At 72.7% G+C, this 21696-nt stretch carries 20 protein-coding genes and 1 tRNA gene; 12 read left to right on the top strand and 9 right to left on the bottom strand.

Annotated features, from left to right (window positions below; translation table 11 throughout):
- Window positions 1-61: 61 nt before the first annotated feature.
- A complete protein-coding gene (locus ACZ5ID_RS01535) occupies window positions 62-895 on the bottom strand; it encodes a hypothetical protein (protein ID WP_468892388.1) in 834 nt (277 codons plus the stop codon).
- 302 nt (window positions 896-1197) lie between these two features.
- Between ACZ5ID_RS01535 and ACZ5ID_RS01530 the strand changes: the two genes are divergently transcribed.
- From ACZ5ID_RS01530 to ACZ5ID_RS01520, 3 genes are all read left to right on the top strand, one after another.
- Window positions 1198-3789, top strand: a complete 2592-nt coding sequence (locus ACZ5ID_RS01530; RefSeq protein ID WP_468892386.1) for an FGLLP motif-containing membrane protein — start codon at window positions 1198-1200, stop codon at window positions 3787-3789.
- 378 nt (window positions 3790-4167) lie between these two features.
- Complete coding sequence (locus tag ACZ5ID_RS01525; RefSeq protein ID WP_468892385.1) at window positions 4168-4653, top strand: lamin tail domain-containing protein; 486 nt, start codon at window positions 4168-4170, stop codon at window positions 4651-4653.
- A gap of 323 nt (window positions 4654-4976) precedes the next feature.
- Entirely contained in the window at window positions 4977-5318 is a 342-nt protein-coding gene (locus tag ACZ5ID_RS01520) for a hypothetical protein (RefSeq protein WP_468892383.1), read from the top strand.
- A 197-nt stretch (window positions 5319-5515) separates the two neighbouring features.
- Here the strand turns inward: ACZ5ID_RS01520 and ACZ5ID_RS01515 are convergent, their stop codons facing one another.
- Window positions 5516-6739: a PP2C family protein-serine/threonine phosphatase gene (locus ACZ5ID_RS01515; RefSeq protein WP_468892381.1), complete on the bottom strand. Its 1224-nt coding sequence runs from the start codon at window positions 6737-6739 to the stop codon at window positions 5516-5518.
- Window positions 6740-7075: 336 nt separating this feature from the next.
- Between ACZ5ID_RS01515 and ACZ5ID_RS01510 the strand changes: the two genes are divergently transcribed.
- Together ACZ5ID_RS01510 and ACZ5ID_RS01505 are read left to right on the top strand one after the other, a co-directional pair.
- Window positions 7076-8017, top strand: coding sequence for an ATP-grasp domain-containing protein (locus ACZ5ID_RS01510; protein ID WP_468892379.1), 942 nt, complete (start codon window positions 7076-7078; stop codon window positions 8015-8017).
- Between the two features lie 13 nt (window positions 8018-8030).
- Window positions 8031-8534: a GNAT family N-acetyltransferase gene (locus tag ACZ5ID_RS01505; RefSeq protein ID WP_468892377.1), complete on the top strand. Its 504-nt coding sequence runs from the start codon at window positions 8031-8033 to the stop codon at window positions 8532-8534.
- Window positions 8535-8555: 21 nt separating this feature from the next.
- Here ACZ5ID_RS01505 and ACZ5ID_RS01500 read toward each other — a convergent pair whose 3' ends face one another.
- Window positions 8556-9407 carry an alpha/beta fold hydrolase gene (locus ACZ5ID_RS01500; protein ID WP_468892375.1) on the bottom strand — a complete coding sequence of 284 codons (852 nt, stop codon included), beginning with the start codon at window positions 9405-9407 and terminating at the stop codon, window positions 8556-8558.
- Window positions 9408-9502: 95 nt separating this feature from the next.
- Window positions 9503-9871, bottom strand: a complete 369-nt coding sequence (locus ACZ5ID_RS01495; protein WP_406555232.1) for a winged helix-turn-helix transcriptional regulator — start codon at window positions 9869-9871, stop codon at window positions 9503-9505.
- Between the two features lie 145 nt (window positions 9872-10016).
- On the opposite strand from ACZ5ID_RS01495, the gene ACZ5ID_RS01490 reads away from it, so the two are divergent.
- Entirely contained in the window at window positions 10017-10991 is a 975-nt protein-coding gene (locus ACZ5ID_RS01490) for an NADP-dependent oxidoreductase (protein ID WP_468892372.1), read from the top strand.
- A gap of 21 nt (window positions 10992-11012) precedes the next feature.
- On the opposite strand, the gene ACZ5ID_RS01485 is transcribed toward ACZ5ID_RS01490, so the two are convergent.
- Window positions 11013-11795, bottom strand: coding sequence for a maleate cis-trans isomerase family protein (locus tag ACZ5ID_RS01485; RefSeq protein ID WP_468892370.1), 783 nt, complete (start codon window positions 11793-11795; stop codon window positions 11013-11015).
- Window positions 11796-12138: 343 nt separating this feature from the next.
- On the opposite strand from ACZ5ID_RS01485, the gene ACZ5ID_RS01480 reads away from it, so the two are divergent.
- The 4 genes from ACZ5ID_RS01480 to ACZ5ID_RS01465 all read left to right on the top strand — a co-directional run bounded on the left by ACZ5ID_RS01480 (window position 12139) and on the right by ACZ5ID_RS01465 (window position 17531).
- A complete protein-coding gene (locus ACZ5ID_RS01480) occupies window positions 12139-14106 on the top strand; it encodes an FAD/NAD(P)-binding protein (protein WP_468892368.1) in 1968 nt (655 codons plus the stop codon).
- Window positions 14103-15506: a nitrosuccinate lyase gene (locus ACZ5ID_RS01475; RefSeq protein ID WP_468892366.1), complete on the top strand. Its 1404-nt coding sequence runs from the start codon at window positions 14103-14105 to the stop codon at window positions 15504-15506. The genes ACZ5ID_RS01480 and ACZ5ID_RS01475 overlap by 4 nt, the downstream gene beginning before the upstream one ends.
- 110 nt (window positions 15507-15616) lie before the next feature.
- A complete protein-coding gene (locus ACZ5ID_RS01470) occupies window positions 15617-16519 on the top strand; it encodes a hypothetical protein (protein ID WP_468892365.1) in 903 nt (300 codons plus the stop codon).
- Between the two features lie 256 nt (window positions 16520-16775).
- Entirely contained in the window at window positions 16776-17531 is a 756-nt protein-coding gene (locus ACZ5ID_RS01465) for a dienelactone hydrolase family protein (protein WP_468892363.1), read from the top strand.
- 65 nt (window positions 17532-17596) lie between these two features.
- Here the strand turns inward: ACZ5ID_RS01465 and ACZ5ID_RS01460 are convergent.
- Window positions 17597-17670: transfer RNA gene (locus ACZ5ID_RS01460), tRNA-Met, on the bottom strand.
- 122 nt (window positions 17671-17792) lie between these two features.
- Between ACZ5ID_RS01460 and ACZ5ID_RS01455 the strand changes: the two genes are divergently transcribed.
- Together ACZ5ID_RS01455 and ACZ5ID_RS01450 are read left to right on the top strand one after the other, a co-directional pair.
- A complete protein-coding gene (locus ACZ5ID_RS01455; RefSeq protein ID WP_468892361.1) occupies window positions 17793-18395 on the top strand; it encodes a phosphoribosylanthranilate isomerase in 603 nt (200 codons plus the stop codon).
- A 147-nt stretch (window positions 18396-18542) separates the two neighbouring features.
- Window positions 18543-18749: an antitoxin gene (locus tag ACZ5ID_RS01450; RefSeq protein WP_468892359.1), complete on the top strand. Its 207-nt coding sequence runs from the start codon at window positions 18543-18545 to the stop codon at window positions 18747-18749.
- A 69-nt stretch (window positions 18750-18818) separates the two neighbouring features.
- Here ACZ5ID_RS01450 and ACZ5ID_RS01445 read toward each other — a convergent pair whose 3' ends face one another.
- From ACZ5ID_RS01445 to ACZ5ID_RS01435, 3 genes are all read right to left on the bottom strand, one after another.
- Window positions 18819-19364, bottom strand: coding sequence for a CchlQ (locus tag ACZ5ID_RS01445; RefSeq protein ID WP_468892357.1), 546 nt, complete (start codon window positions 19362-19364; stop codon window positions 18819-18821).
- Window positions 19365-19402: 38 nt separating this feature from the next.
- Window positions 19403-19786, bottom strand: a complete 384-nt coding sequence (gene gcvH, locus ACZ5ID_RS01440) for a glycine cleavage system protein GcvH (RefSeq protein ID WP_406556637.1) — start codon at window positions 19784-19786, stop codon at window positions 19403-19405.
- A gap of 182 nt (window positions 19787-19968) precedes the next feature.
- Complete coding sequence (locus tag ACZ5ID_RS01435) at window positions 19969-21492, bottom strand: glycosyl hydrolase family 18 protein (RefSeq protein WP_468892355.1); 1524 nt, start codon at window positions 21490-21492, stop codon at window positions 19969-19971.
- Window positions 21493-21696: the final 204 nt, after the last annotated feature.

Below are 21696 nucleotides of genomic sequence, written 5' to 3'. Positions count from 1 at the left end.
GCCACCCCGTTGCGGATGCCTGGGCACCGGGGTGGCTACGACGCGTGGCCGCGCGTTCCCGTCAGGCGGTCGCGGGCGCCGGCGCGGAAGCTGTGGCGGGGGCGGCCACACCTTCCGTAGCGGCGGTGGGTGCCTCGGTCTTCTCTTCCTGCTTCTCGGCGGGCGCAGCTGCGCGGCTGGCCGTGTAGAACACGGAGCCCTGCTTGCGCTCGCGCTCCAACTCGCCCTTGGCGACCAGTGCTTCGAGGGTGTTGCGGACCACCTGGGGGCTGGTGTTGCGCTCCGGGTGATGGGTGGTCAGCTCGGTGAGGATGTCGGCGACCGTACGCGGCTCCTGGTGGCCCGCGAAGAGGCCGAGCACCACCTCGCGCAGGGTGGGCCCACTGTTCTCCGCGCTCTTCCGGGTCGGCTTCTTGGCCTGGGAAGCGGCCTTCCTGGGGCTCTGAGCCGCCTTGGTGCCCTTGACCGCCTTGGCCGTCCTGGCCGTCTTGCTCTTCGTTGCCTCCTCCACCTCCGTCGTCTCCGGCTTCTGTGCCCGGGCCTTACGCGGCTTGGGCACCGGCGCGGCGGTGGGTGTGGAGGCGGATGCCGCGGCGGGGGACGGTGTCTTGGCCGTGGACTGCGACTTGGTGGTGCGCTTGCGCGGTGCCTTGGCCGTTTCCGTCGCCGCCGAGGCCTGCGCCGCCGCCTGCGCCGCCGCGCCGGCGGTGCTGACGAGGGTGTGCTGCATGGTTTGCAGCAGACCGTGGTCCCGCTCCAGGGCCTCCAGTTGCCCCTTCAGCGAGTCGAGTTCCGCGCGGATGCGTGCCTGGTCCTGCTGGTTGGCCTCCAGGTCGGCGGTGACGCGCGCCGCGTACTGGTCCTTGAGTGTGGTGAAGTCCGGCTCGTCCGCCATGAGAATTCGCTTTCCTCGTGCTGGATGTTGCCGCCGGATGCTACCCATTGCTGCGGCAACAGCACAGGTGAGTGCGCACAAGATTCACACGTTGGAGACACCGGCGGCCACAAACCGTCGTCGACGCGGTGGGGGTTGGACACGGTTGTCGGCCCCGGGGGCGTGCGGCGCTTGCCCCTTTCCGCCCCGTGCTCCCGTGCGCCGTACCCCTGAGCGAAACGAAGGCGCGGGGCCGGGGCGTCAAACAAGTGCACCCGAACGGGGACGGCTGGGGAGGCCGTGCGGTTACGAGGGGGGACACTGTGGGACGCAGGCGGAAGACGTGCGGATCAACGGCGGCGATGCTGACGGTGCTGCTCGCGACGGTGTCGCTCCTGGGCTCGCCGGGGCCGAGTTTCGCGGGTGGTGTGCGGGGTGTCACGGGGGTGACGGCAGCGGGGTCCGACCCCGCACCGCCGCCGTCGGGGGGCGCCTCATCGCGGTCTGCGGTGGTCATCCACCCCTCCAAGTCCCTGGCCGACGGGTCGACTTCGCATCCGACGCCGCCGGGGGAGCCGGATCCGACCACGCCGAAGCCCAGCCCCTCGAAGCTCACCCCGGCCCCGTCCCTGTCCCAGCCCAGGCCCTCCAAGTCCACACCGCAACCGACCAAGCCCACGCCCACCACCCCCACGATCAACATTCCCGCCCCACCACTGCTCTCGGCGGATCCGAAGAAGGTGGAACAGGGCAGCACTACCGTGGTCGTGTCCGGCAGCGACTTCGACTGCGGGGCGGGCGGCGAGACGCGGGCGGGCCCGCTCACCCTGACCGGTGACCTACCGGCTCCGATCGCCGCCCGCACCGACGCGTCCGGCAGGTTCTCGCAGCCCGTCAAAGTGGCCGAGAAGGCACCGCTCGGGCGGTACGAGGTGATCGCGACCTGCGACGCGCGTCCCACCATCACCCAGCGGACTTCCTACGAAGTGGTGGCGGCCCAGGTGGTCCGGCCCCCGCGCCCCACCCCATCCCTCACCCTGTCGCCCGCCTCCGGGACGTCCGGGACGAAGGTGGAGGTCTCCGGTGAGGGGTTCCTGTGCCGCGGCCCCGCCCGCCTCCTGTGGGACGCGGCGGCCCTGCCCGACCCCGGCGCGACCACCCGGAGGGACGGCGGACTGTCCGGCTCCTTCACCGTCCCGCAGGGCGCCGGCGCCGGTACGTACAGGGTGACGGTCACCTGCGAAGCCGCCTCCGCGAACGGCGGTGGCACGGCGGACGCGGGATCGGTGTCCGCCCGGCCGGGGCCGCCCGAGGCCCTCTCCGCCTCGCGGACCTTCACGGTGATCCCGCCACCCCTCACACCGCCGCCCACGGGGAAGTACGAGATCACCATCCATATGACGGACTACCCCGCCGCCTGCACCTGGGGGAGGATCCTGGTCGGCGGAAACGGGCTGCTCGACCCCTGGCTGGACGGGGACTCGAACAAGGGCGACGCCGCGCCCGGCCACTGGAGGTTCATCGACCTCCATGCCTACATTCCCCCGGACATGAGGGGCCACCAGCCGGTGGACCTCGACTGTCCCAGACGCGCGGTGGAACGGGCCGGGACCATCGACCTGCCGCCCGAGCCCTTCACGGCGTTCTTCCTGCCCAGCGGCTCGCCGGTGGAACACCACGCGGAGGCCAGGACCGGCGTCCTGCCCAAACCCGATCTGCCGGGGATCACACCACTGCCTCCCACCCCCACCCCCTCCGTCTCCGCCTCCGCCTCGGGCGAACCCGAGCCCACCACCTCGCACGGCGGCGTGGCGGGGCCGGGACCGTCCCCCGGGCCCAGTGGACACCCCGCACCACCGCGGCACGGGCACCACGAGCGCCCGGCCGGGCTGGTGGGAAGTCTGCGCACCCCGGCGGAAGTTTCCTGGGCGCTCAAGGACATCGCGGGGTCGGTGGGTATGGCCGCCTGGTTCCTGCTGCTCGTGCTGCTGCTGGAGAAGGCCTTCCCCTCGCAGCTGGCGGAGAACGCGCTCGGCCGCTGGTGGCGCCGGCGCCGTGCGGAGCGGTCGGCGCGGACGAGCACGGCCCGGCTGCCGGGCTGGGTGCGGATGGGCTGCTTCGCCCTGCTCGGTGGGACGCTCGTCGTCTGGGCCGATGCCACGGCCCACTGGAGCACGCCCACCGCGGCGAAGGTACTGGGAGCGGCGGTGGGCACCCTGCTGGTCCTGGTGACGTACGAGAAGACGAAGGACTCGCTGCTGCGCCCCGGGCGCGGCGGTATACGGGCCGAGCTGAGGGTGGTTCCGGCCGGTCTGGTCCTCGCGGCCCCGATGGCGGCGCTCTCGCGCGGCCTGGCCTTCCCGGTCCCGTATGTGTACGGCCTGGTGGCGGTCTACATGGTGCTCGGCACCGCGCCTCCCGCACCGAGCCCACTGCCTCACACCACGCCTCACACCATGCCGAAGGGGCAGGCGGTGCTGATCGGCGGCATCTGCGTCTTGAGTGCCTCCCTGCTGGTGTGGATCCTCGGCACACCGCTGATCGAGGCGGGCCGTACGGCCCCGCCCGACAGCGCGCGCCACGCGCTCGCGTACACGGTCGGACTGATGGTCGTCGGGGGTATCGAGGTCGTGGTGTTCGGGATGCTGCCGCTGTCCGGCATGGACGGACGCGCTCTCAAGAGCTGGAGCAAACCGGCGTGGTACGGCCTGTATCTGCTCGCCCTGACGTTGTTCTTCCACGTCCTGCTGAACTCCGTACACCCCGGCCTCGGCCCCGGATTCGTGGTCTCGAAGGATCTGCGCTGGTGCACCCTGGCCATCGCGACCGCCCTGTTCCTGGCGGCCTGGGCGTTCTCGCTGGGCCTGCGCAGGCACGTGGCGCGGCTGGAACGCACGGCGGCGGCGGTGGGCTGAGTACCGGAGCGGTGGTGTGTGCGGGGTGGGTGAGCGGTTCGCCGAGCGGCTGCGTCCCCCGCCGGGGGTAACGACCACGCTCACGGGTTGACGGTCCGTCGCGCGAGCCGAGAGCCGGGTGTCGTCGCTGTGACGGGCGGTGTGCGGCCTGGTTGCCGAAGGGGCGCGCGGCCGGGAGTGGGCATGCGCGGGTCGCGAGATTGACATAAGGGGTAGTTACGGAAATGTCCTGAATTCGTAAAGAACGTCGGGTCGGCGGGCCTTGATCGCTCCGGCGGGCCAGAGTGTGGCTCCTCGGCACCAGCCGGGAACCTGGCCCGCCCCGTCACCGGCCCGAACAGAGCCTGATCCGGGGCTTGTCCTTGAGAGAGCACGCACATGACTGCTTCGCGCACCAGCCGCCGTATCCTCGCCGCCGCCCTCGCCGCCGGCACCCTGATCGGTGCCGCCGCCCTGCCCGCCGCGGCGGACAGCCACCACCGGCACGCCGACCGTTCCACCGTGGTCATCGGCAAGGTGCAGTACAACAGCCCGGGCCGTGACGACCGTTCGAACCGGAGCCTCAACGGCGAGTGGGTGGAGGTCATGAACACCGGACGCCACGCCGTGAACCTGCGCGGATTCACCCTCACCGCAAGCGACGGCGCCCGCTACCGGTTCCACGGCCTGCGCCTGGAGGGCCACTCGGCCGTCAAGGTCCACACGGGCATGGGCCGCGACACCAGCCGCGACGTCTACCAGGACCGCCACAACTACGTCTGGGACAACCACCGCGACACGGCCACCCTGCGCAACGACAGCGGCCGTATCCTCGACACCGCCATGTGGGGGCGTACCCACCACATGGGTACCCGGCACCACTGACGCCCGTCGGTGACCGCCCCTCGTGACAGGGACGGTTCCCCGCCCGCACCTCGGACCCTCGCGCGGCGCGTCCCGCGGCCCCATCGGCCGCCGGGCGCGCCGCGCTCCGTTTCCCCGGACCGGTGGCGGATTCCCAACCGAGCGGCGGTGGCCCCATCTCGGATGCGGCGTATGCGTACAACTGCACGGGAATGGCTGGCGGTTGTATACGCGTGAGACGCCTGGAGCGCAGTTCGTCATCGTCTTCCAGGAGGACGCGCGTACACCACACTCGCACTAGCCTCACTCACTCAGACCGAACGTTTTACGGGGAGTGGGAACGCATGAACGACAGGATGAAGAGGCTGGGCGGCGTGGCTTCGGCGGTGGGTCTGCTGGCGGCCGGTGTGATGCTGGGTGCCGCTCCCTCGGCGAGCGCGGCCGTCGGGCCCACGGGGTGCAGCGCGTATGTGTCGCACACCAACGACCACGTGGCCGTGGGATGGTGTTCGCACGGCAACGGCACCTGGTACGTGCAGGCCAAGTGTGGCGGCCCCGGACGGGTGAACGGCCCGTACAAGGGCGACCAGGGCTACCGCAAGCTCGGCACGGAGAAGGCGTCGACGCTCAACTGCGGCTCGTCCGGCTACCCGCTGGAGATGAAGGTCGTCGACGTCAAGCCGTGACGTGACGGACCCCGCGTGACGGAACCTGCCTGAAGGAGCCCCGTGCGTGCCGCGATTCGGCGGCCCGCGCGGGGCTCTGTCACATGCTCTGTCACATGGTGACGACCGGGCCGCCGGGAGAGGGCCGTCTGGGCCGCGAACACGCCGGGCAGTCGCCGGATCGGGCTGGCCGTACCAATGCGATGGAACAGTCCGCCTCATCCCAGCCGCTCGATCGCGACCATCGCGGCGTCGTCCCCCAGGCGGCGTCCGGGCACATGGGCGAGCAGGTCGTCGCAGAGCTGGCGGAGCAGGGCGCGGGGGGTGTGGGGGCCGGTGGCCGCCCAGGCGCCCATCCGTTCGGCCAGCGGGTAGAACGCTCCCGCGCCGTCGCGGGCCTCGATCACGCCGTCCGTGTAGAGCAGCAGGATGTCGCCCGTCTCGAAGGCGAAGGTCTCCGCCGTGAAGACGTACTCGCCGGGCCCCTCGGATCCGGCGAGCTCCGAGAGGCCGAGCGGCGGCGCCGGGCGGGTGACGTCGAGGGCGATGACCCGGCCGCCGCGCAGGATCAGGGGTGGCGGGTGTCCGCAGTTGACCAGGCTCAGCGTCTGGCGGTCGTCGGGTACGTCGAGAACGGCCGCGGTGATGAACGCCTCGCCCGGGGCGTCGGCGTCGGCCCTGTCGGCGGCGGCGCCGTCACTGCCGTCGCTCTCGCCTCCCTGGCCTCCCTCGCCGTCACTGCCGCCGCCCTCGCCGTCCTCGGCGCCCGCATCGTCCGGCTCCGGGCCGACGGCGCCCTCCAGATAGGCCACCAGTCCGCACAGCTCGTCCTCCTGGTGGGCCGAGGCCCGGAAGGCGCCCAGGACGACGGCCGCGTCCCCCACGGCCTCCAGCCCCTTGCCGCGTACGTCGCCGATGAGCAGCCGGGTGCCACGGGCGGTACGGGCGGCGGCGTAGAGGTCGCCGCCGATCTGCGCCTCGGCCTCCGCGGCCAGGTACACCGACGCCATCCGCAAGGGGCCGAGCCGCTCCCGCAGGGGCCGCAGCACCACCTGCTGCGCGGCCTCGGCCACCAGGCGCAGTTGGACGAGCTCCCTCTCGTGCACCTCGCGCAGATGGGCGAAGAGCGTCACCAGCACCGAGATCAGGGCGAGCGAGATGATCTGGAAGGAGTGGTTGAGGTCGGTGACGCTGCCGCGCAGCATCGCCACCCCCACCTGGGCGGCGATGGCGACGGCACCGACGAGGCCCGTGGTCCTCGGCCCCGCGAAGGACGCCGTGAGGGCGGGCGGGGCCGCCAGGAACGGCCCGAGGTGGACGTCGGGCGGAGCCTCGACGTCCGCCACGCTGATGATCGCGATGAGCGCGAACGGCGTGGCGAGCAGTGCGCGGCGCAGCCGGTGGGACGGGTGGCGGCGTGCGACCAGTGCCCGAAGATCCATCCCCCCTGCATACACCGCAGGACGGCCGGGGTGCCCCAGGCCCGGCCGTCACTGAGCGGCTGCCTCACACCGTAGGCCCTGGTGGGAGCGGCCCCCGGGCGCCCGCATGGGCACGGACGGGCTGGGTGCGGGCGATGACGCGACCGGGGTGAACGAGTCCGTGAACGAGTCCGTGAACGAGTCCGTACGGGCTGCTCTCCGGGCGGTGGCCCAATGACCCCTCCCCGCTCCGGTTCGTAGCAAGCCCCCCAGTCCTCACCTCCGGCGCGTGAAGTCCCCTGCTGACCTTGACAGTTGAGGGGGCTGCGGAAAGGATCACGGAGGGGAGGGGTTGCCGTGACGGAGCATGTGCTGGTGTTCGGGGCCGGGGGAGGTGTACCGGCCCGCATGCGCGCGCACGTCGAGACGGCCGGACAGAAGGTCACCACGTCCGTCCTGTGCTGGCCCGGACACCTCGCGGCGATGGACGACACCGAGGACCACGGCCGGATCGTCGTCCTGAGCCCGGACGCCTCCGACGAGGAGTGGATCGCGATGGCCCGGGCCGTCGACGCCGTCGAGCCGGTGACCCGGATCGGCTGCTTCTCCGACGACTGCCGGCCGCAGGCCGCGCTGGTCGCCCTGGTACTGGGCCTCGACTGGCACACCCCCGAGATCGTCGAACTCCTCATGGACAGGCGCGCGATGGGGCGGCGGCTCGCGCGGGCCGGTGTTCAGGCCGAGGCGGATACGGCCATGGGGCACACCGATGTCCGGTACCGCGTGGAGGCGTTCTCGGAGCGGGGCGAACACGTGGTCGTCGCCATCACCCCCGCGTGCTCCCAACCCGTCGCCCCGGCCGGCCCGGCAGGCCCGGTCGACTCCCTCGGCCCTGTCGCTCCTTTCCCGCAGGGGCGTGTGACGCCCGCGCCGCTGGAGCCCGCGCGGGCGGAGGCGGTCACCCGGCACGTCGTCGCCGCGCTGGACGCGCTGGGCGTGGAGTTCGGGCCCACCTGCACCGAAGTCGTCCTCACCGGGCACGGGCCGCATGTCACCGCCGTGCATCTGCGCACCGGCGGCGGCACACTCACGGACGTGGTCGCCGAAGCGACGGGCGGCGTGGACCTGATCGAACCGCAACTCCGGCAGATCCTCGGCGAGAGGGTGCTGCCGGGTATCCGCGCCGCCGTGGATGCCCCGGGCCGGGCCGGGCGGCCCGGCACGGTGACACCACCCCTCCCGGGCACGCCGGCCGACGAGTTGAGGGGCAGTCCGATTGCCACTCGCCATACCCGGTGATATCCCACCGGGTATGGAATGTCTCGTCACACCACGGCTCGTCCTCCACCCGATGAGCGTCGAGGAGGCGCTGGCCCTGATCGCGGACGAGCCGGCCGCGGCGAACACCCACTGGGCGCCCGGATACCCCACCGAGGCCGACACCGCCGGGGCCCTTCGCTACCTGGAGACCTACGAGGGCCGAGGGGACCCGCAGCCGTTCGGTGCGTACGAGATCCTCCGGCGCGAAGACGGCCGCGCCATCGGCGGTCTGGGCTTCCACGGGGCACCCGACCTCGACGGGACCGTCACCATCGGCTACGGCCTGGTGCCCTCGGTCCACGGCAGGGGGTATGCCACCGAAGCCCTGCGCGCGCTGCTGCACTTCGCCCGCGCCCAGGGCGTCACCCGGGTGAAGGGCGACACGGCCCACACCAACATCGCCTCCCAGCGGGTGATGACCGCGGCCGGTATGCACCTCGTCGCGGAGGACGAGTGGCTGAAGTACTACGCGGTGGAGTGGACGCAGGACCTGTGACCCGCCGACGGGGGGTTGTCGCTACGCGTCCTTCCCCTCCAGGAACGATGTCACCGTCCGCGTGAAGCCGCACGGGTCGTCCAGCCACGGGTAGTGGCCCGCGCCCGGCTGCACGGTGAGCCGGGCGTCGCGGAACAACGCGGCGATCGTCGCCGCGACCCGGGGCCGCGGCCCGCTGTCCAGTTCCCCCGTGAGCAGCAGGACCGGTGCGTGGAGCGTCTCCATGACGGCGCGTGCGGCGGCGGGCGCAAAGGCATCGGGCGACGCGTACGCCTCCGCGGCCCCGGCGTTGGTCTGCTCCACCTCGGCCGCGGAGTGCGCTTCGGCAGCGGCGTCCCAACGGCCGTGGAAGAACGGGGCGACGGCGTCCCAGTCGGCGTCCGTGTCCGATCCGGCCCAGAGCCGCTCGTAGGCCTCGTGCGCGGGGCCGAACCACGGCTCGGCCGCGCGCAGGGCCGCCGCCTCCCGCCGGTGCTCCTCGGTGAAGTCGATACCGAGGGCCCGCGCGCGGGCGGTGACCAGGGTGAGCGTACGGACGCGGTGCGGATGGCGGGCCGCGTACAGCAGGGCGAGATCGCCGCCCGCCGAGTGCGCGAGGAGGTCGACGCGGTCGAGGCCGAGATGTGCGCGCAGGGCCTCGACGTCCGCCACCTGCCGGTCGCAGCGGTACGTGGCCGGGTCGGCGGGAACACCCGAATCACCGGTCCCGCGCAGATCCAGCAGGACCAGCCGGCGCCGCGCCGAGAGTCCGCCGAGGTCCCCGAGGTAGGCCGAGGCGCGCATCGGGCCGCCCGGCACACAGAGCAGCGGCTCGCCCTCGCCGCGTACGTGGTAGGCGAGGCGGGTCCCGTCAGGAGCGGTGAAGGCAGACATGGGGGCCATCCTCACGGCCCGGCGACGATCACGGCAAGGCAGTTGTCCCGCCCCGCGACGATCACGCCAAGGGGGTTCTTCCGGCCCGGTGGGGGTTACTGCTGTCCCGCGTACAGCAGATCCACGTTCCGCTCCGCCCAGTCGCGCATGTGCGCCAGCGGCTCGGCCGCGCTGCGGCCCAGCTCGGTCAGGGCGTACTCGACGTGCGGCGGCACGGCCGGGTAGACCGTGCGCGACACCAGTCCCGCGTCCTCCAGGCGGCGCAGCGTCTGGGTGAGTACCTTGGGGCTGACCCCCTGAAGGACGCGCTGGAGTGCGCCGAACCGTACGGGACCGTCCTCCATGGCGCCGATCGCCAGCGCGCTCCACTTGTTGGCGAGCAGCTCCAGCACGTTCCGGCAGGGGCACAGGGCCGCGTAGACATCGTGCTTGTCGTGGCTGCCGGTGTCGCAGTTGGTGCTCATGGGGCGGTTCCTCCGCGCGGGGCGCGATCGAGTCAATGCTATCCAAAAGATAGTAGGTGCCCTTGCAGGTTACTGCTACCCCTCCCATAGCGTGACCGCATCGTTCACCGCGCGGGCGCAGTCGCCCGTATTCGAGGAGTCAGCCATGTCCCACCCCACCCCCACGATGCGCACCGTCACCCAGTCCGCCTTCGGCGGCCCCGAGGTCCTGGAGGTCACCGAGGCGCCCCGGCCCGCGCCCCTGCCGACCGAGGTCCTGGTGCGGGTCGTCTCCGCCGGGGTCAACCCGGTCGATGTGAAGACGCGCGAGGGTCACGGTATGGCGGGCGTCCTCGGGGAGCCGCCGTTCGTCCTCGGCTGGGACGTCGCCGGGGTGGTCGAGGAGGTCGGCTTCGGTGTGCACACCCTGGAGGTGGGCGACGAGGTGTACGGCATGCCGTGGTTCCCCCGCGCCGCCGGTGGCTACGGCGAGTACGTCACCGCCCCCGCCCGCCAGTTCGCCCGCAAGCCCGCCTCCCTGAACCACGACGAGGCCGCGGCCGTCCCGCTCGCCGCGCTCACGGCCTGGCAGGTCCTGGTGGACACCGCCGACGTACGCCCCGGTCAGCGCGTGCTCGTCCACGCCGCGGCCGGTGGCGTGGGTCACTTCGCCGTCCAGATCGCCAAGCACCTCGGCGCCCATGTGATCGCCACCGCCAGCGCCGGCAAGCACCCCTGGCTGCGGGAGCTCGGCGCCGACGAGGTCGTCGACTACACCGCCACCCCCTTCGAGAAGGCCGTCTCCGGCGTCGACGTGGTCGTCGACCTCGTCGGGGACGAGATCGACAGCACCAGCACGCGCTCCCTGGAGGTGCTGCGTCCGGGCGGTCTGCTGGTCGCCGTCCCCTCCGGGGTCTCCGCCGAGCTCGCCGGGAAGGCCGTCGCGGCCGGTGTGCGCGCCAGGCCGTTCCTGGTGGAGCCGGACGGCACCGCCCTGACCACCCTGGCCGGGCTGATCGACGCCGGCGCGGTCACCGTCGAGGTGGCGTCGGTGCTGCCGCTGGCGGAGGTCGCGCAGGCCCACCGGCAGCAGGCCTCGGGCCGCACCCGGGGCAAGATCGTCCTGCGGGTTGCCGAGTGACCCCGTGGCGGCGAGGGGGCGCTACAGCGCCGGGGTGTCCAGGGCGAACAGCCGTCCGTACCCGGTGATCGCCTCGGTGTGGCTGTCGGCCGCGCGCAGCACCGCCCACAGCAGTACCTGATTGGCCGTCAGTACCGGTCGTCCCAGGGTGGATTCGAGGCGTTCCACCATCCCCACCGCACGGAAGCCGTTGCCTCCCACGACGACGGCTTCCGTCTCCTCGGGGGCGTGGGCGGCCACCCAGTCGTGCAGCTCGCGCGGCCGGATGAGGGACTGTCCGCTGGGCAGGGCGCAGGGCGCGGAGAACCGTACGTCGAAGCCGGCCGCCTCGTAGTAGGCGCGGCCCAGGTCGTTCAGCTCCTGGTCGAACCACGGCGGATCGACCAGGCAGATCCGGGTGGCGCCCAGCAGACGCAGGGCCTCCACCGTCGAGGCGCAGGTGGCGACCACCGGCAGGCCGTCGGCGCGGGCCGCCAGCCGGGTGAGCATCGTCGCCTCGCCGTCCGCGCCGATGACGTACGCGGAGCTGGTGAAGGCGTAACCGATGGCGGCCAGGGGCGCGGCGGCCAGCCGCGCGGCGGCCTCGTCCACGTGCGGCGGCGCGGCGAAGGCCCTTACCGGGGCGAGCGGGATCGTGGCGTCCATGGCGCCGCCGGAACGCATCGCGCCGAACGGCACCCGGGCGGCGTGCACGCCCACGTCGGGCGGGGCCATCGCGCGGAACTCCGACTCCGGCCCCACATCGGCGTGGGGCGTGAGCAGGCCCACGCGCACCCGCACGTCCCAGCCATCAGGTCGCCACATCGCTCCCGCACCTCCACACGGACGGCTCTGCTGTACGGACCGCTTGCTTCCGCTTGTCCATCGTGCGGGCCCACGGCCGCCCGCGCGATATGCCGCCGCCATCCGGGTGCGCCCGGCCCGGCCGCGCTGACCTGCGCTTTCCCGTGTTGGTCGGGATCGGAAGCCGCGCCGTCAACACCCTTGCGGCATGCCGCAGTTGACCGGCGTCCTTGGATTCCGCGACCTCACCGTGGCTATCGTCCCGCTGTGAGGAGCGACAAGCAGCGGCGAACCGCCCGGTTCCCCGCGAACCGCTCCCCGCCACCCCCGAAGGCACCGGGCAGGACGACAGGAGTGTGTGGGCATGAGGAGTGAGGTTCCCAGGACGGTGTGCTTGGTCGGCGCCGGACCGCGCGGTCTGTCGGTGCTGGAGCGGCTGTGCGCCAACGAGCGCGCACAGCCGACGCACTCCGCGGTCACCATCCACGTGGTGGAGCCCTGCGAGCCCGGTGCCGGAGCCGTATGGCGCACCGACCAGTCCCGGCTGCTGCTGATGAACACGGTGGCCTCCCAGATCACCGTCCACACCGACGACGGCTCTCGCATCGAGGGGCCCATCGAGCCCGGCCCCACCCTGGAGGAGTGGGCGCGCGAGATCACCGCGTCCGGCGACCGCGCCGGCCACGACGAGCAGACCCTCGCCGAGGCCCGCGACCTGGGGCCGAACACCTACCCCAGCCGCGCCTTCTACGGCAGCTACCTCGCCGCGATGTTCCAGCAGGTGGTCCGGCGCGCCCCCGCGCACGTCACCGTCGAGGTCCACCGCTCGCGCGCCGTCGCCCTCGCGGACAGCCACGGCGAGGCCGACTGCGAGCAGGCCGTCGGTCTCTCCGACGGAACCTGGCTCAGCGGCCTCGACGCCGTGGTCCTCGCCCAGGGCCACGTTCCCGTACGGCCCACCGCCCGCGAGGAGCGGACCGCCAGCCTCGCCCGGGTCCACGGTCTGCGCTACCTCCAGCCCGCCAACCCCGCCGACCTCGACCTGAGCGTGGTCGCGGCGGGCGAGCCGGTCCTGCTGCGCGGCCTCGGCCTCAACTTCTTCGACCACATGACCCTGCTCACCCAGGGACGCGGCGGCTCCTTCGAACGGGTCGGGGGGCGACTGGTGTACCGGCCCTCGGGGCAGGAGCCGGTGATGTACGCCATGTCGCGCCGGGGTGTGCCCTACCACGCCCGCGGTGAGAACGAGAAGGGTGCCTCCGAGCGGTATCTCCCGCGTCTGCTCACCCCCGAGCACGTCGAGGCCCTGCGCAAACGCGCCGCCGACGGTCAACGCATCGGACTGCGCGAGGAGTTGTGGCCGCTGATCACCCGTGAGGTGGAGAGCGTCTACTACGGCACCTGGCTGACCGCCCACGGCCGTGACGCCGAGCGCCCGGCCCTGGTCGACCGGTTCCTGGCGTGCGAGAGCGCCGAGGGCCGCGGCGCACTGCTCGACGCGGCCGGCATACCGCGAGCGGAGCGCTGGAGCTGGGAGCGGCTCTCGCGGCCGTACGGGGACCAGGAGTTCGTCGACCGGGACGCGTTCCGCGACTGGCTGCTGCGCCATCTGCGCGACGATGTGCGCGAGGCCCGGCGGGGAAACCTCAGCGGTCCCCTCAAGTCCGCCCTCGACGTCCTGCGCGACCTGCGCAACGAGGTGAGACTCGCGGTCGACCACAGCGGTCTGCACGGTGACTCGCACCGCGACGAACTCGACGGCTGGTACACACCGCTCAACGCCTTCCTCTCCATCGGGCCCCCCACCTCGCGCATCGAGGAGATGATCGCCCTCATCGAGGCGGGCGTCCTCGAACTGACCGGCCCGGGGACCGAGATACGTATCGACACCGTCCGCCCCGCGTTCGTCGCCCAGTCCCGGTCCGTCCCCGGGCCGCCCCTGCGGGCCCAGGTGCTGATCGAGGCCCGGCTGCCCGAGGCGGATGTGCGGCGCGCCGCCGACCCGCTCCTGCAGCACCTGGTCGCCACCGGGCAGGCCGTGAACCACCGGGTGCCCAACGCCGGGGGCGACTGGTACGAGACCGGCGGCCTCGCGGTGGCCGAGCGCCCCTACCGCGTCCGTGACGCGCGGGGCCGGGCGCACCCGCGCCGGTTCGCCTACGGGGTGCCCACCGAGGCCGTGCACTGGGTGACCGCGGCCGGGATCCGGCCCGGGGTGGACTCCGTGACCCTGGCCGACTCCGACGCCATCGCCCGCGCGGTACTCGCCCTCGCACCCCGCCCCACCGCGTCCGTCACCGCCGCCGACCGTCTGCAAGGAGCCCTCGTATGACCAGCCGCCCCGACAGCCCGCCCGACTCCGGCCTGCTCTCGCCGGTCCGCGCCGGCACCCCGGTCGAGGAGGCCGTCGGCGACCCGGCGTGGCTCCAGGCGATGCTGGACGCCGAGGCGGCGCTGGCCCGGGCGCAGGCCCGGCTGGGCACCCTGCCGAAGGAGGCCGCCGAGGTCATCGGCGCTCAGGCCCGCGCCGACCACTTCGACCTGCGGGAACTGGCGCTGGCCGCGCGCGAGAGTGCCAACCCGGTCGTGGGTGTGGTGCAGGCGCTGAGCAGGCGCGTCGCCGCCGTGGACCCGGCCGCAGCGCACTACGTCCACCGCGGCTCCACCAGCCAGGACATCTTCGACACCGGCGCGATGCTGGTGGCCGGGCGGGCGCTGCGGCTGATGCGCGCCGACCTCGCCAGGTCCGCCGACGCCCTGGCCGGTCTGGCCCGGCGCCACCGCGCCACCACCATGGCGGGCCGCACCCTCGCCCTGCACGCCGTCCCCACCACGTTCGGGCTGAAGGCCGCGGGCTGGCGGCAACTGCTGCTCGACGCCGACCTGCGACTGGAACGCGTCCTGGACGCGCTGCCCGTCTCCCTGGGCGGGGCGGCGGGAACACTCGCCGGATACCTGGAGTACGCGCGCCTGGACGGTACGGGCCCGCTGGACCCGGGGGAGTACGCGGCCCGGCTCACCGAGGCCTTCGCGCGGGAGACCGGGCTCACCGCGCCCGGCCTGCCCTGGCACACCCTGCGCACCCCCGTCGCGGACCTCGCCGCCGCCCTCGCCTTCACCGCCGCCGCCCTCGGCAAGATCGGGGTGGATGTGCAGTCGCTGACGCGCACCGAGGTCGGCGAGGTCGCCGAGCCCGCGGTCACCGGACGCGGAAGCTCGTCGGCCATGCCGCACAAACGCAACCCGGTCCTGGCGACGCTGTTGCGCAGCGCGGCGCTCCAGGTGCCCGTGCTGGCCGCGGGCGTCACGCAGTGCGTGCTCTCCGAGGACGAGCGCTCCGCCGGGGCCTGGCACGCCGAGTGGCAGCTGCTGCGCGAGTGTCTGCGGCTGACCGGCGGCGCCACCCACACCCTGGTCGAACTGGCCGAGGGACTGGAGGTGCGGCCGGAGCGCATGACGCGGAACCTGGCGCTGACCGGCGGCCAGATCGTCTCCGAGCGGATCGCCGCCGTCCTGGCGCCCCGGCTGGGCAGGGCCGAGGCCAAGCAGGCACTGACCCGGGCCTCGCACACGGCCCAGAGCTCCGGCCGCCCGCTCGCGGACGTCCTCGCCGAGTCCGAGGAACTGCGCGGCCACTTCACCCCCGCGGAGCTGGCCGAGCTGTGCGACCCGGCGCGGTACACGGGCGCCGCGGCGGCCCTCGTGGACCGGGCGGTGGACACCCCGCGCTGAGGCCGGCCGGGTGGGATACCCCGATCGGCCCCTTCGTCTGCGTGGCTGACGGTCACTCAGGTCCGGAGGTGCTGCCCTGTGACGGGGGGTCACACGACGACAGGAGACTCATGCGTACCGCACTGCTGCGCAACGGGGCCAGGGCGGCGGCTGCCGCCGCCCTGGCCCTCGCCACCGCACTCGGTGGCGCCGCCGCCGACGCCACCGCCCGCGGCGAGGAGCACGGCCACCACGGCAACCCGGTGGAGGTGGAGATCGGGGTCTCGGGCATCCACGCCCCGGACACCGCGCAGGCCGGCCTGGTGGCCTTCCACGTACGGACCGACGACCCCAAGGGCCACTTCCTCCAGGCCTTCCGGCCGCACCGCGGTGTCACCGTGGGCAAGGTCCTCGCCGACCTGGGCAAGGCCGTCAGCAAGAAGCCCGCAGCCGCCGCGCGGGGCATCTCCGCGGTGCGTGACGAGGCCGAGCTGTTCGGTGGCGCCCAGGTCAGCCCCTCCGTCCCGGAGACCTTCACCACCCCGGTCGGCGCGGGCCCCGTCGTCCTCCTCGACTTCACCGCCTTCCTGGCCGACCCGGCCCACCCCGTCACCCGCGTCCTGCACCTGCGCGACGGATCGTCCCGCGACCTGGCGGACTTCCCCGACAGCATCGTGATCACCCGCGAGACCTCGAACGGACCCCGCTTCGACGTCCACGGCCTGCACAAGGCCGGGGAGAACGTCCTCGTCCACAACGCCTCGGACGAGATCCACGAGATGGGCCTCCAGCCCGTCAAGCCGGGCACGACCGACGCCCAGCTCCAGAAGTTCTTCACCGGCCAGGCCGGGAGCCGGCCGCCCTTCACCGGGCCCTCCCTCGGCCTCGGCGCCATCTCGCCGGGACGCACCGCGCTGCTGGAGCCCCACCACCTGCGGCCGGGCACCTACGCGCTGCTCTGCTTCGTGCCGGACGACAAGACCGGTGTTCCGCACGTCGCCGAGGGCATGCACAAGGTCGTGGTCCTGACCTGACGCCCGTCGCGCGTCCGTCCGGCCCCGAGCGGCGGACGCGCCGGGACGGTGTGCGGCGGCTCCACCGCCGCCACCGCTCCCGGCGGCTTCGGCGGGTTCAATTCCGGCCCGTAGGACGGGAAACGGCCGGAAAACGCCGTACCTCGGATCCGTCCAACCAGTGCGGAACGGCAAGAAAAGGATCTTCGTGTCCGGGGCGTTGTGACACGCTGTCGAGGTGTCCCGCGTGCAACACCGAACGAGAAGAGAGACGTTCATGACCACAGTGCTCGGATCCTCCGTGGACATCCCCACGCAGGACGGCACCGCCGACGCCTACCTCGTCCACCCCGACGACAACGCCCCGCACCCCGGGGTCCTGCTCTACATGGACGCCTTCGGGCTCCGCCCCCACCTCAAGGGGATGGCCGACCGCATCGCGGCGGCCGGATACACCGTGCTGGTCCCCAACGTGTTCTACCGGGCGGGCCGGGCGCCGATCGCCGAGCTGCCCGACTTCATCGACCCGCAGCAGCGGCCGGACATCTTCGAGACCCTGGGCCCGCACATATTCGCCCTCACCGCCGACCTGGTCGTGCGGGACGCGGAAGCGTATCTGGGCTGGCTGGCCGAGTCCCCGCTGACGACGGACGGGCCGGTGGGCGTCACCGGCTACTGCATGGGCGCGGGCCTCGCCCTGCGCACCGCCGGGTCCTTCCCCGAGCGGGTCGCGGCGGCGGCCGGCTTCCACGGCGGCCGGATGGCCACCGACGCACCCGACAGCCCGCACCTGCTCGCCGGGCGGATCACCGCCGAGCTGTACTTCGGCCACGCCGACCAGGACCCGGGCATGCCGGCCGAGCAGATCGACCGCCTGAACAAGGCGCTCTCGCAAGCCGGGGTCCGCCACCGCGCCGAGGTCTACCCGGGCGCCCAGCACGGCTACACCCAGGCCGACACCGCGGCCTACGACGCCGCTGCCGACGCCCGTCACTGGGAGGCCCTGCTCGCCCTGCTGGACCGCGCGCTCTGAGGTCCACGGACACGCGGACAGGCGAAGAGGCCCGCATCCCAGGGGATGCGGGCCTCTTCGTACAGTAGCGGGGACAGGATTTGAACCTGCGACCTCTGGGTTATGAGCCCAGCGAGCTACCGAGCTGCTCCACCCCGCGTCGGTGAACACAACTGTACGGCACTTCGCGCGCCCTTCCGACCAGTCGCCCCCGCCCGCCCCCGCACACGGCTTCTCCCGGGTCCGGCCGCCCCGGACCGGGGGTTTGGTTGACTGGGGCCCATGAGCGATCTCTTCGTCAAGATCTGCGGTCTGCGGACCGAGCGCGATGTGGACGCGGCCGTGGAGGCCGGGGCCGACGCCGTGGGGTTCGTCTTCGCGGCCAGTCCGCGCACGGTGGACCCCGGGACCGCCCGGCGCCTGGGCGCACGCGTGCCGGAGCACGTGCTCACGGTGGGTGTCTTCCGCGGGCAGCCGGTCGAGGAGGTCCGTCGGCTGACGCGGGAGAGCGGTGTCCGTGCCGTCCAGTTCCACGGCGACGAGGGCCCCGAGCACTACCGCGCCCTGCGCGCCCCGGGCCGTACGCTGATCCGGGCCACCGCCGCGGGGGAGGTCCCGGTCGGCTGCGGAGAGCTGGACGAGGACATGCTGCTGCTCGACGCCCCCGACCCCGGCTCGGGCAAACCGTGGAACTGGGCCTCGCCCCGGTTCACCGCCCCCACGGGCCGCTGGCTGCTCGCGGGAGGCCTGCACCCGGAGAACGTCTCGCGGGCGGTCCAGGCCACCGGGGCGTGGGGCGTGGACGTCTCCAGCGGGGTGGAGAGCGAACGCGGGGTGAAGTCGGAGCGGCTGATCCGCGCGTTCGTGGCGGCGGCGCGGCGGTAGGCGGTACGGACCGTCGAGGATTCGCCCGTCGGCGGGAGGCCCGGCGGTTCCCGGCGGCCGGGGGTGTCCGCGCCCGCCCGGATGCGGAGTGGCGGGGGAAGGGGTGATCCTGGAGTCCGGGGGCTGCCTGCTCTAGGAGGACAAGACATGTCCGTCATGGACAAGCTCAAGCAAATGCTCAAGGGGCACGAGGACCAGGCGGGTAAGGGTGTCGACCGCGCCGGTGACTTCGTCGACGAACGAACTCAGAGCAAGTACAGCGGCCAGGTGGACACCGCCCAGGACAGGCTCAAGCAGCAGCTGGACGCGGACCGCGAGCAGGGCGGTGGGCAGGACAACCCACCGATGGCGTGACGCACCCGGGCACCTGGTCGTCGGCCCCGGCACGGCCGGGGCCGACGACCGCTCACGTCCGGTGACCGTTCACGTCCCGGCGACCGTCGCGCCGCACACGGGGCAGCGGTCCCTGCCGTCCCACCCGCGCCAGCCGAAGTCCGCGGGGGAGAGGGACTGGCCCTCCAACTCCGCGCGTACGGCGACCCGGTAGGCCCATACCGCCGCGATGTACGGGTGGTACGCCTCGTGGAAGACGGGTGACGCCGCCCCCGCGCCGGTGGCCACGGCCCGGCGCAGCGCCCGGAGTTGTTCGTACATCCTCTGCCCGGCACGGGCCACGTCGGTGCCGGCCTCGATGAACAGCCGCTCCCGCACTTCCTGGATCCCGCCCTCGCGCAGGGCGGCGCGTGTGGCGGCCTCCAGGCCGGGTTCCTCCCCGGCGGTCTGCGCGAGGTGGCGCAACCGTGTGAAGCACGCCTCAGCGGCGGAGATGAACTCCAGATACACCGTGCGCCGCCGCGCCCCGGACCCGCGCTCGTCCTCCCGGCGGTGCCGCAGGTAGTCCGCCAGCACCGTCCCGGAGATCGCGATCGTGCCACCGCTGAGCGTCGCGACGAGCGTGCCCCAGTCCACCTTGCCTCCCGCCCGCCGCCGGTGCCTCCCGTCCTGCCTCAGGCTCCCGTGGCCGCCTGGTACTGCTCGGCCGTCAGGAGCTCCTGCGTCGGCTCGCCTTCGGCGGGGGACAGTTTGAAGAGCCAGACGCCGTACGGATCGGTGTTGACCGTCTGCGGGGTGGCCACCGCGTCCGCGTTGGTCGCGACGATCTCGCCGGCGAGGGGCGAGTAGATGTCGTTCGCGGCCTTCACCGACTCCACGGTGCCCACCGCCTCCTTGCGCGAGACGGTCTTTCCGGCGTCGGGCAGTTCGAGGAACTCGATGTCGCCGAGGGCCTGTCGGGCGTAGTCGGTGAGGCCCACCGCGAGTACGCCGTCGCCCTCGTCTCGGACCCACTGGTGGAACAGGGTGTAGCGCAGGTCGGCGGGGATGTTCGACATGCTCGGGCTCCATTCGGCACACACGGCACAAGTAGGTGTCGTCCGGTGCGGACGATCACCGAGAAGCTTGCCCGGCCGACGGTTGGTGGGAGACGTTTTTTGGACACCGGGGCACACCCCCGACATGGTGGTGTCCGGCGCGGAGGACCGCGCCGGACACCCTCACCTCGAGCGCGCCGGGTTCAGCAGGCGCCCAGGTCCTGCCAGACACCCCACTCACCGGTGGTGCCGGGCTCCTCGCCCTGTGTCCACCACTTGGCCTTCCAGTTGTGGCCCTTGTGCGACACCTGCGTCCCGCCGGTGTAGACCGACGTGGCGTTCCACGGCGTCGCCGTGCACTGGTGTCCGCTGCCGCCGGTGACGGTCAGGGTGTACGTCGCCGAGTGGCTCGCGGAGGCGCCGGAGCCGGTCACGGTGAGGGTGTACGTACCCGGGACGGCCGCCGAGGTCGTCGCGACGGTGAGCGTGGACGATCCGCCCGCCGTCACCGAGGCCGGGCTGAGCGAGGCGGTGACACCGGCCGGGGCGCCGCTGACGGTGAGGTTCACGGACTGCGCCTGGCCCGCGGTCACCGCGGTCTTGACCGTCGTGGTGGCCGAACCGCCCGCCGCGACCGAGCCGGTGGCGGGCGAGGCCGTCACCGAGAAGTCGTTGACAGGAGCGGTGCTGCCCGAGGTGAAGGGCTCGAAGACGTGGCTGAAGTCCCAGGTGTTCTGCTGGATGCCGGAGCAGTTGTCCGCGGCGGCGCCGCCGGGGCAGCCGCCGTTGTCGCGCTGGAGCGCCCAGAAGGAGAGGGTGTTGATGCCCTTGGAGACCGCCCAGTTGTACACCTGGGCGGCGTTGGCGAGCGTGAACGTCTCGGCGGGGCCGAAGTCGTCGACGCCCGGCATCTCGGTGACGCCGACCATCCCCCACAGCTGGGCCGAGGTCTTGCCCGGATAGAGCTGGGCGAGCTGGTTGTACAGGCCCTGGGCCGCCGTCTGGGTGTCGTTGGCCATGTTGTGGGCGGCGTTGTCGTAGTAGTCGAACGTCATGAGGTTGGCGACGTCGACGCGCGCCCCGTTGCTCACCGCGTTGCGCAGCACGGCGAGGCCGCTTGCGGCGAGGCCCGAGGTGGTGGTGGGGAGGGTGTACGAGATCTCCACCTTGCGGCCGTTGGCCGCCGCCCAGTCCTGGACCTGCTTGATCGCCTTGTTGCGCCGGTCGATGCCCGCGCTGTTGTCCAGCGAGTCGACCTCGATGTCCATGTCGAGCCGGGAGATGTCGTAGGTCGTGATGACCTTCTCGTACGCGGCGGCGATCTGGCTGACGTCGGTGCAGCTGTCGGCGATCTCGGTACCGGTGGTGTCCGCGGTGTAGCCGCCGAAGGACGGGATGACGTCCCCGCCGCGCGACTGGATGGTCTTGATGTCGCTGCCGAAGGTGGAGGAGGCGATCGGCATACCGCTGTTGCCGTTCCAGTACGGCGTACAGGAGCCCTTGGACGCCGTCTGGATGAACGCCATCGTCAGGTGCTTCGCGCCGGACTGGGCGGCCAGGGCGGCGGGGCTCTCGCCGGTCCAGGCCTCGAAGTAGGGGGCGAAGACATGGGCCGGCAGGGGGGTGGCGGCCTGGGCGGAGCCGCCGCCGAGCACGGCGAGGCCCGCCGTGGCCGCGGCGGTGACGGTCGCGGTGAGAACCGCGCGGAGGGTACGCATGCGTCTCATGTCTGTCCAAGGTGTGAGGGGAGGGTCCGCCAATTCCCGTGGGGCGCAGCGGTGTTGGATATGGGATATCCCCGTGATCAGAGACATGTCAATGGACTGGACCAAAACAGGACTAGACCAATTTCGGGGGAGAGGCGGTTACGCCATGGGTCACCGGGGGTGGCGCGCACTGGACCACTGCTCGGGGAAATCCGCGGTCCGCGG

The sequence above is a fragment of the Streptomyces sp. NPDC031670 genome, assembly GCF_055580545.1.
This window is presented reverse-complemented; position numbering and strand designations above follow the sequence as displayed.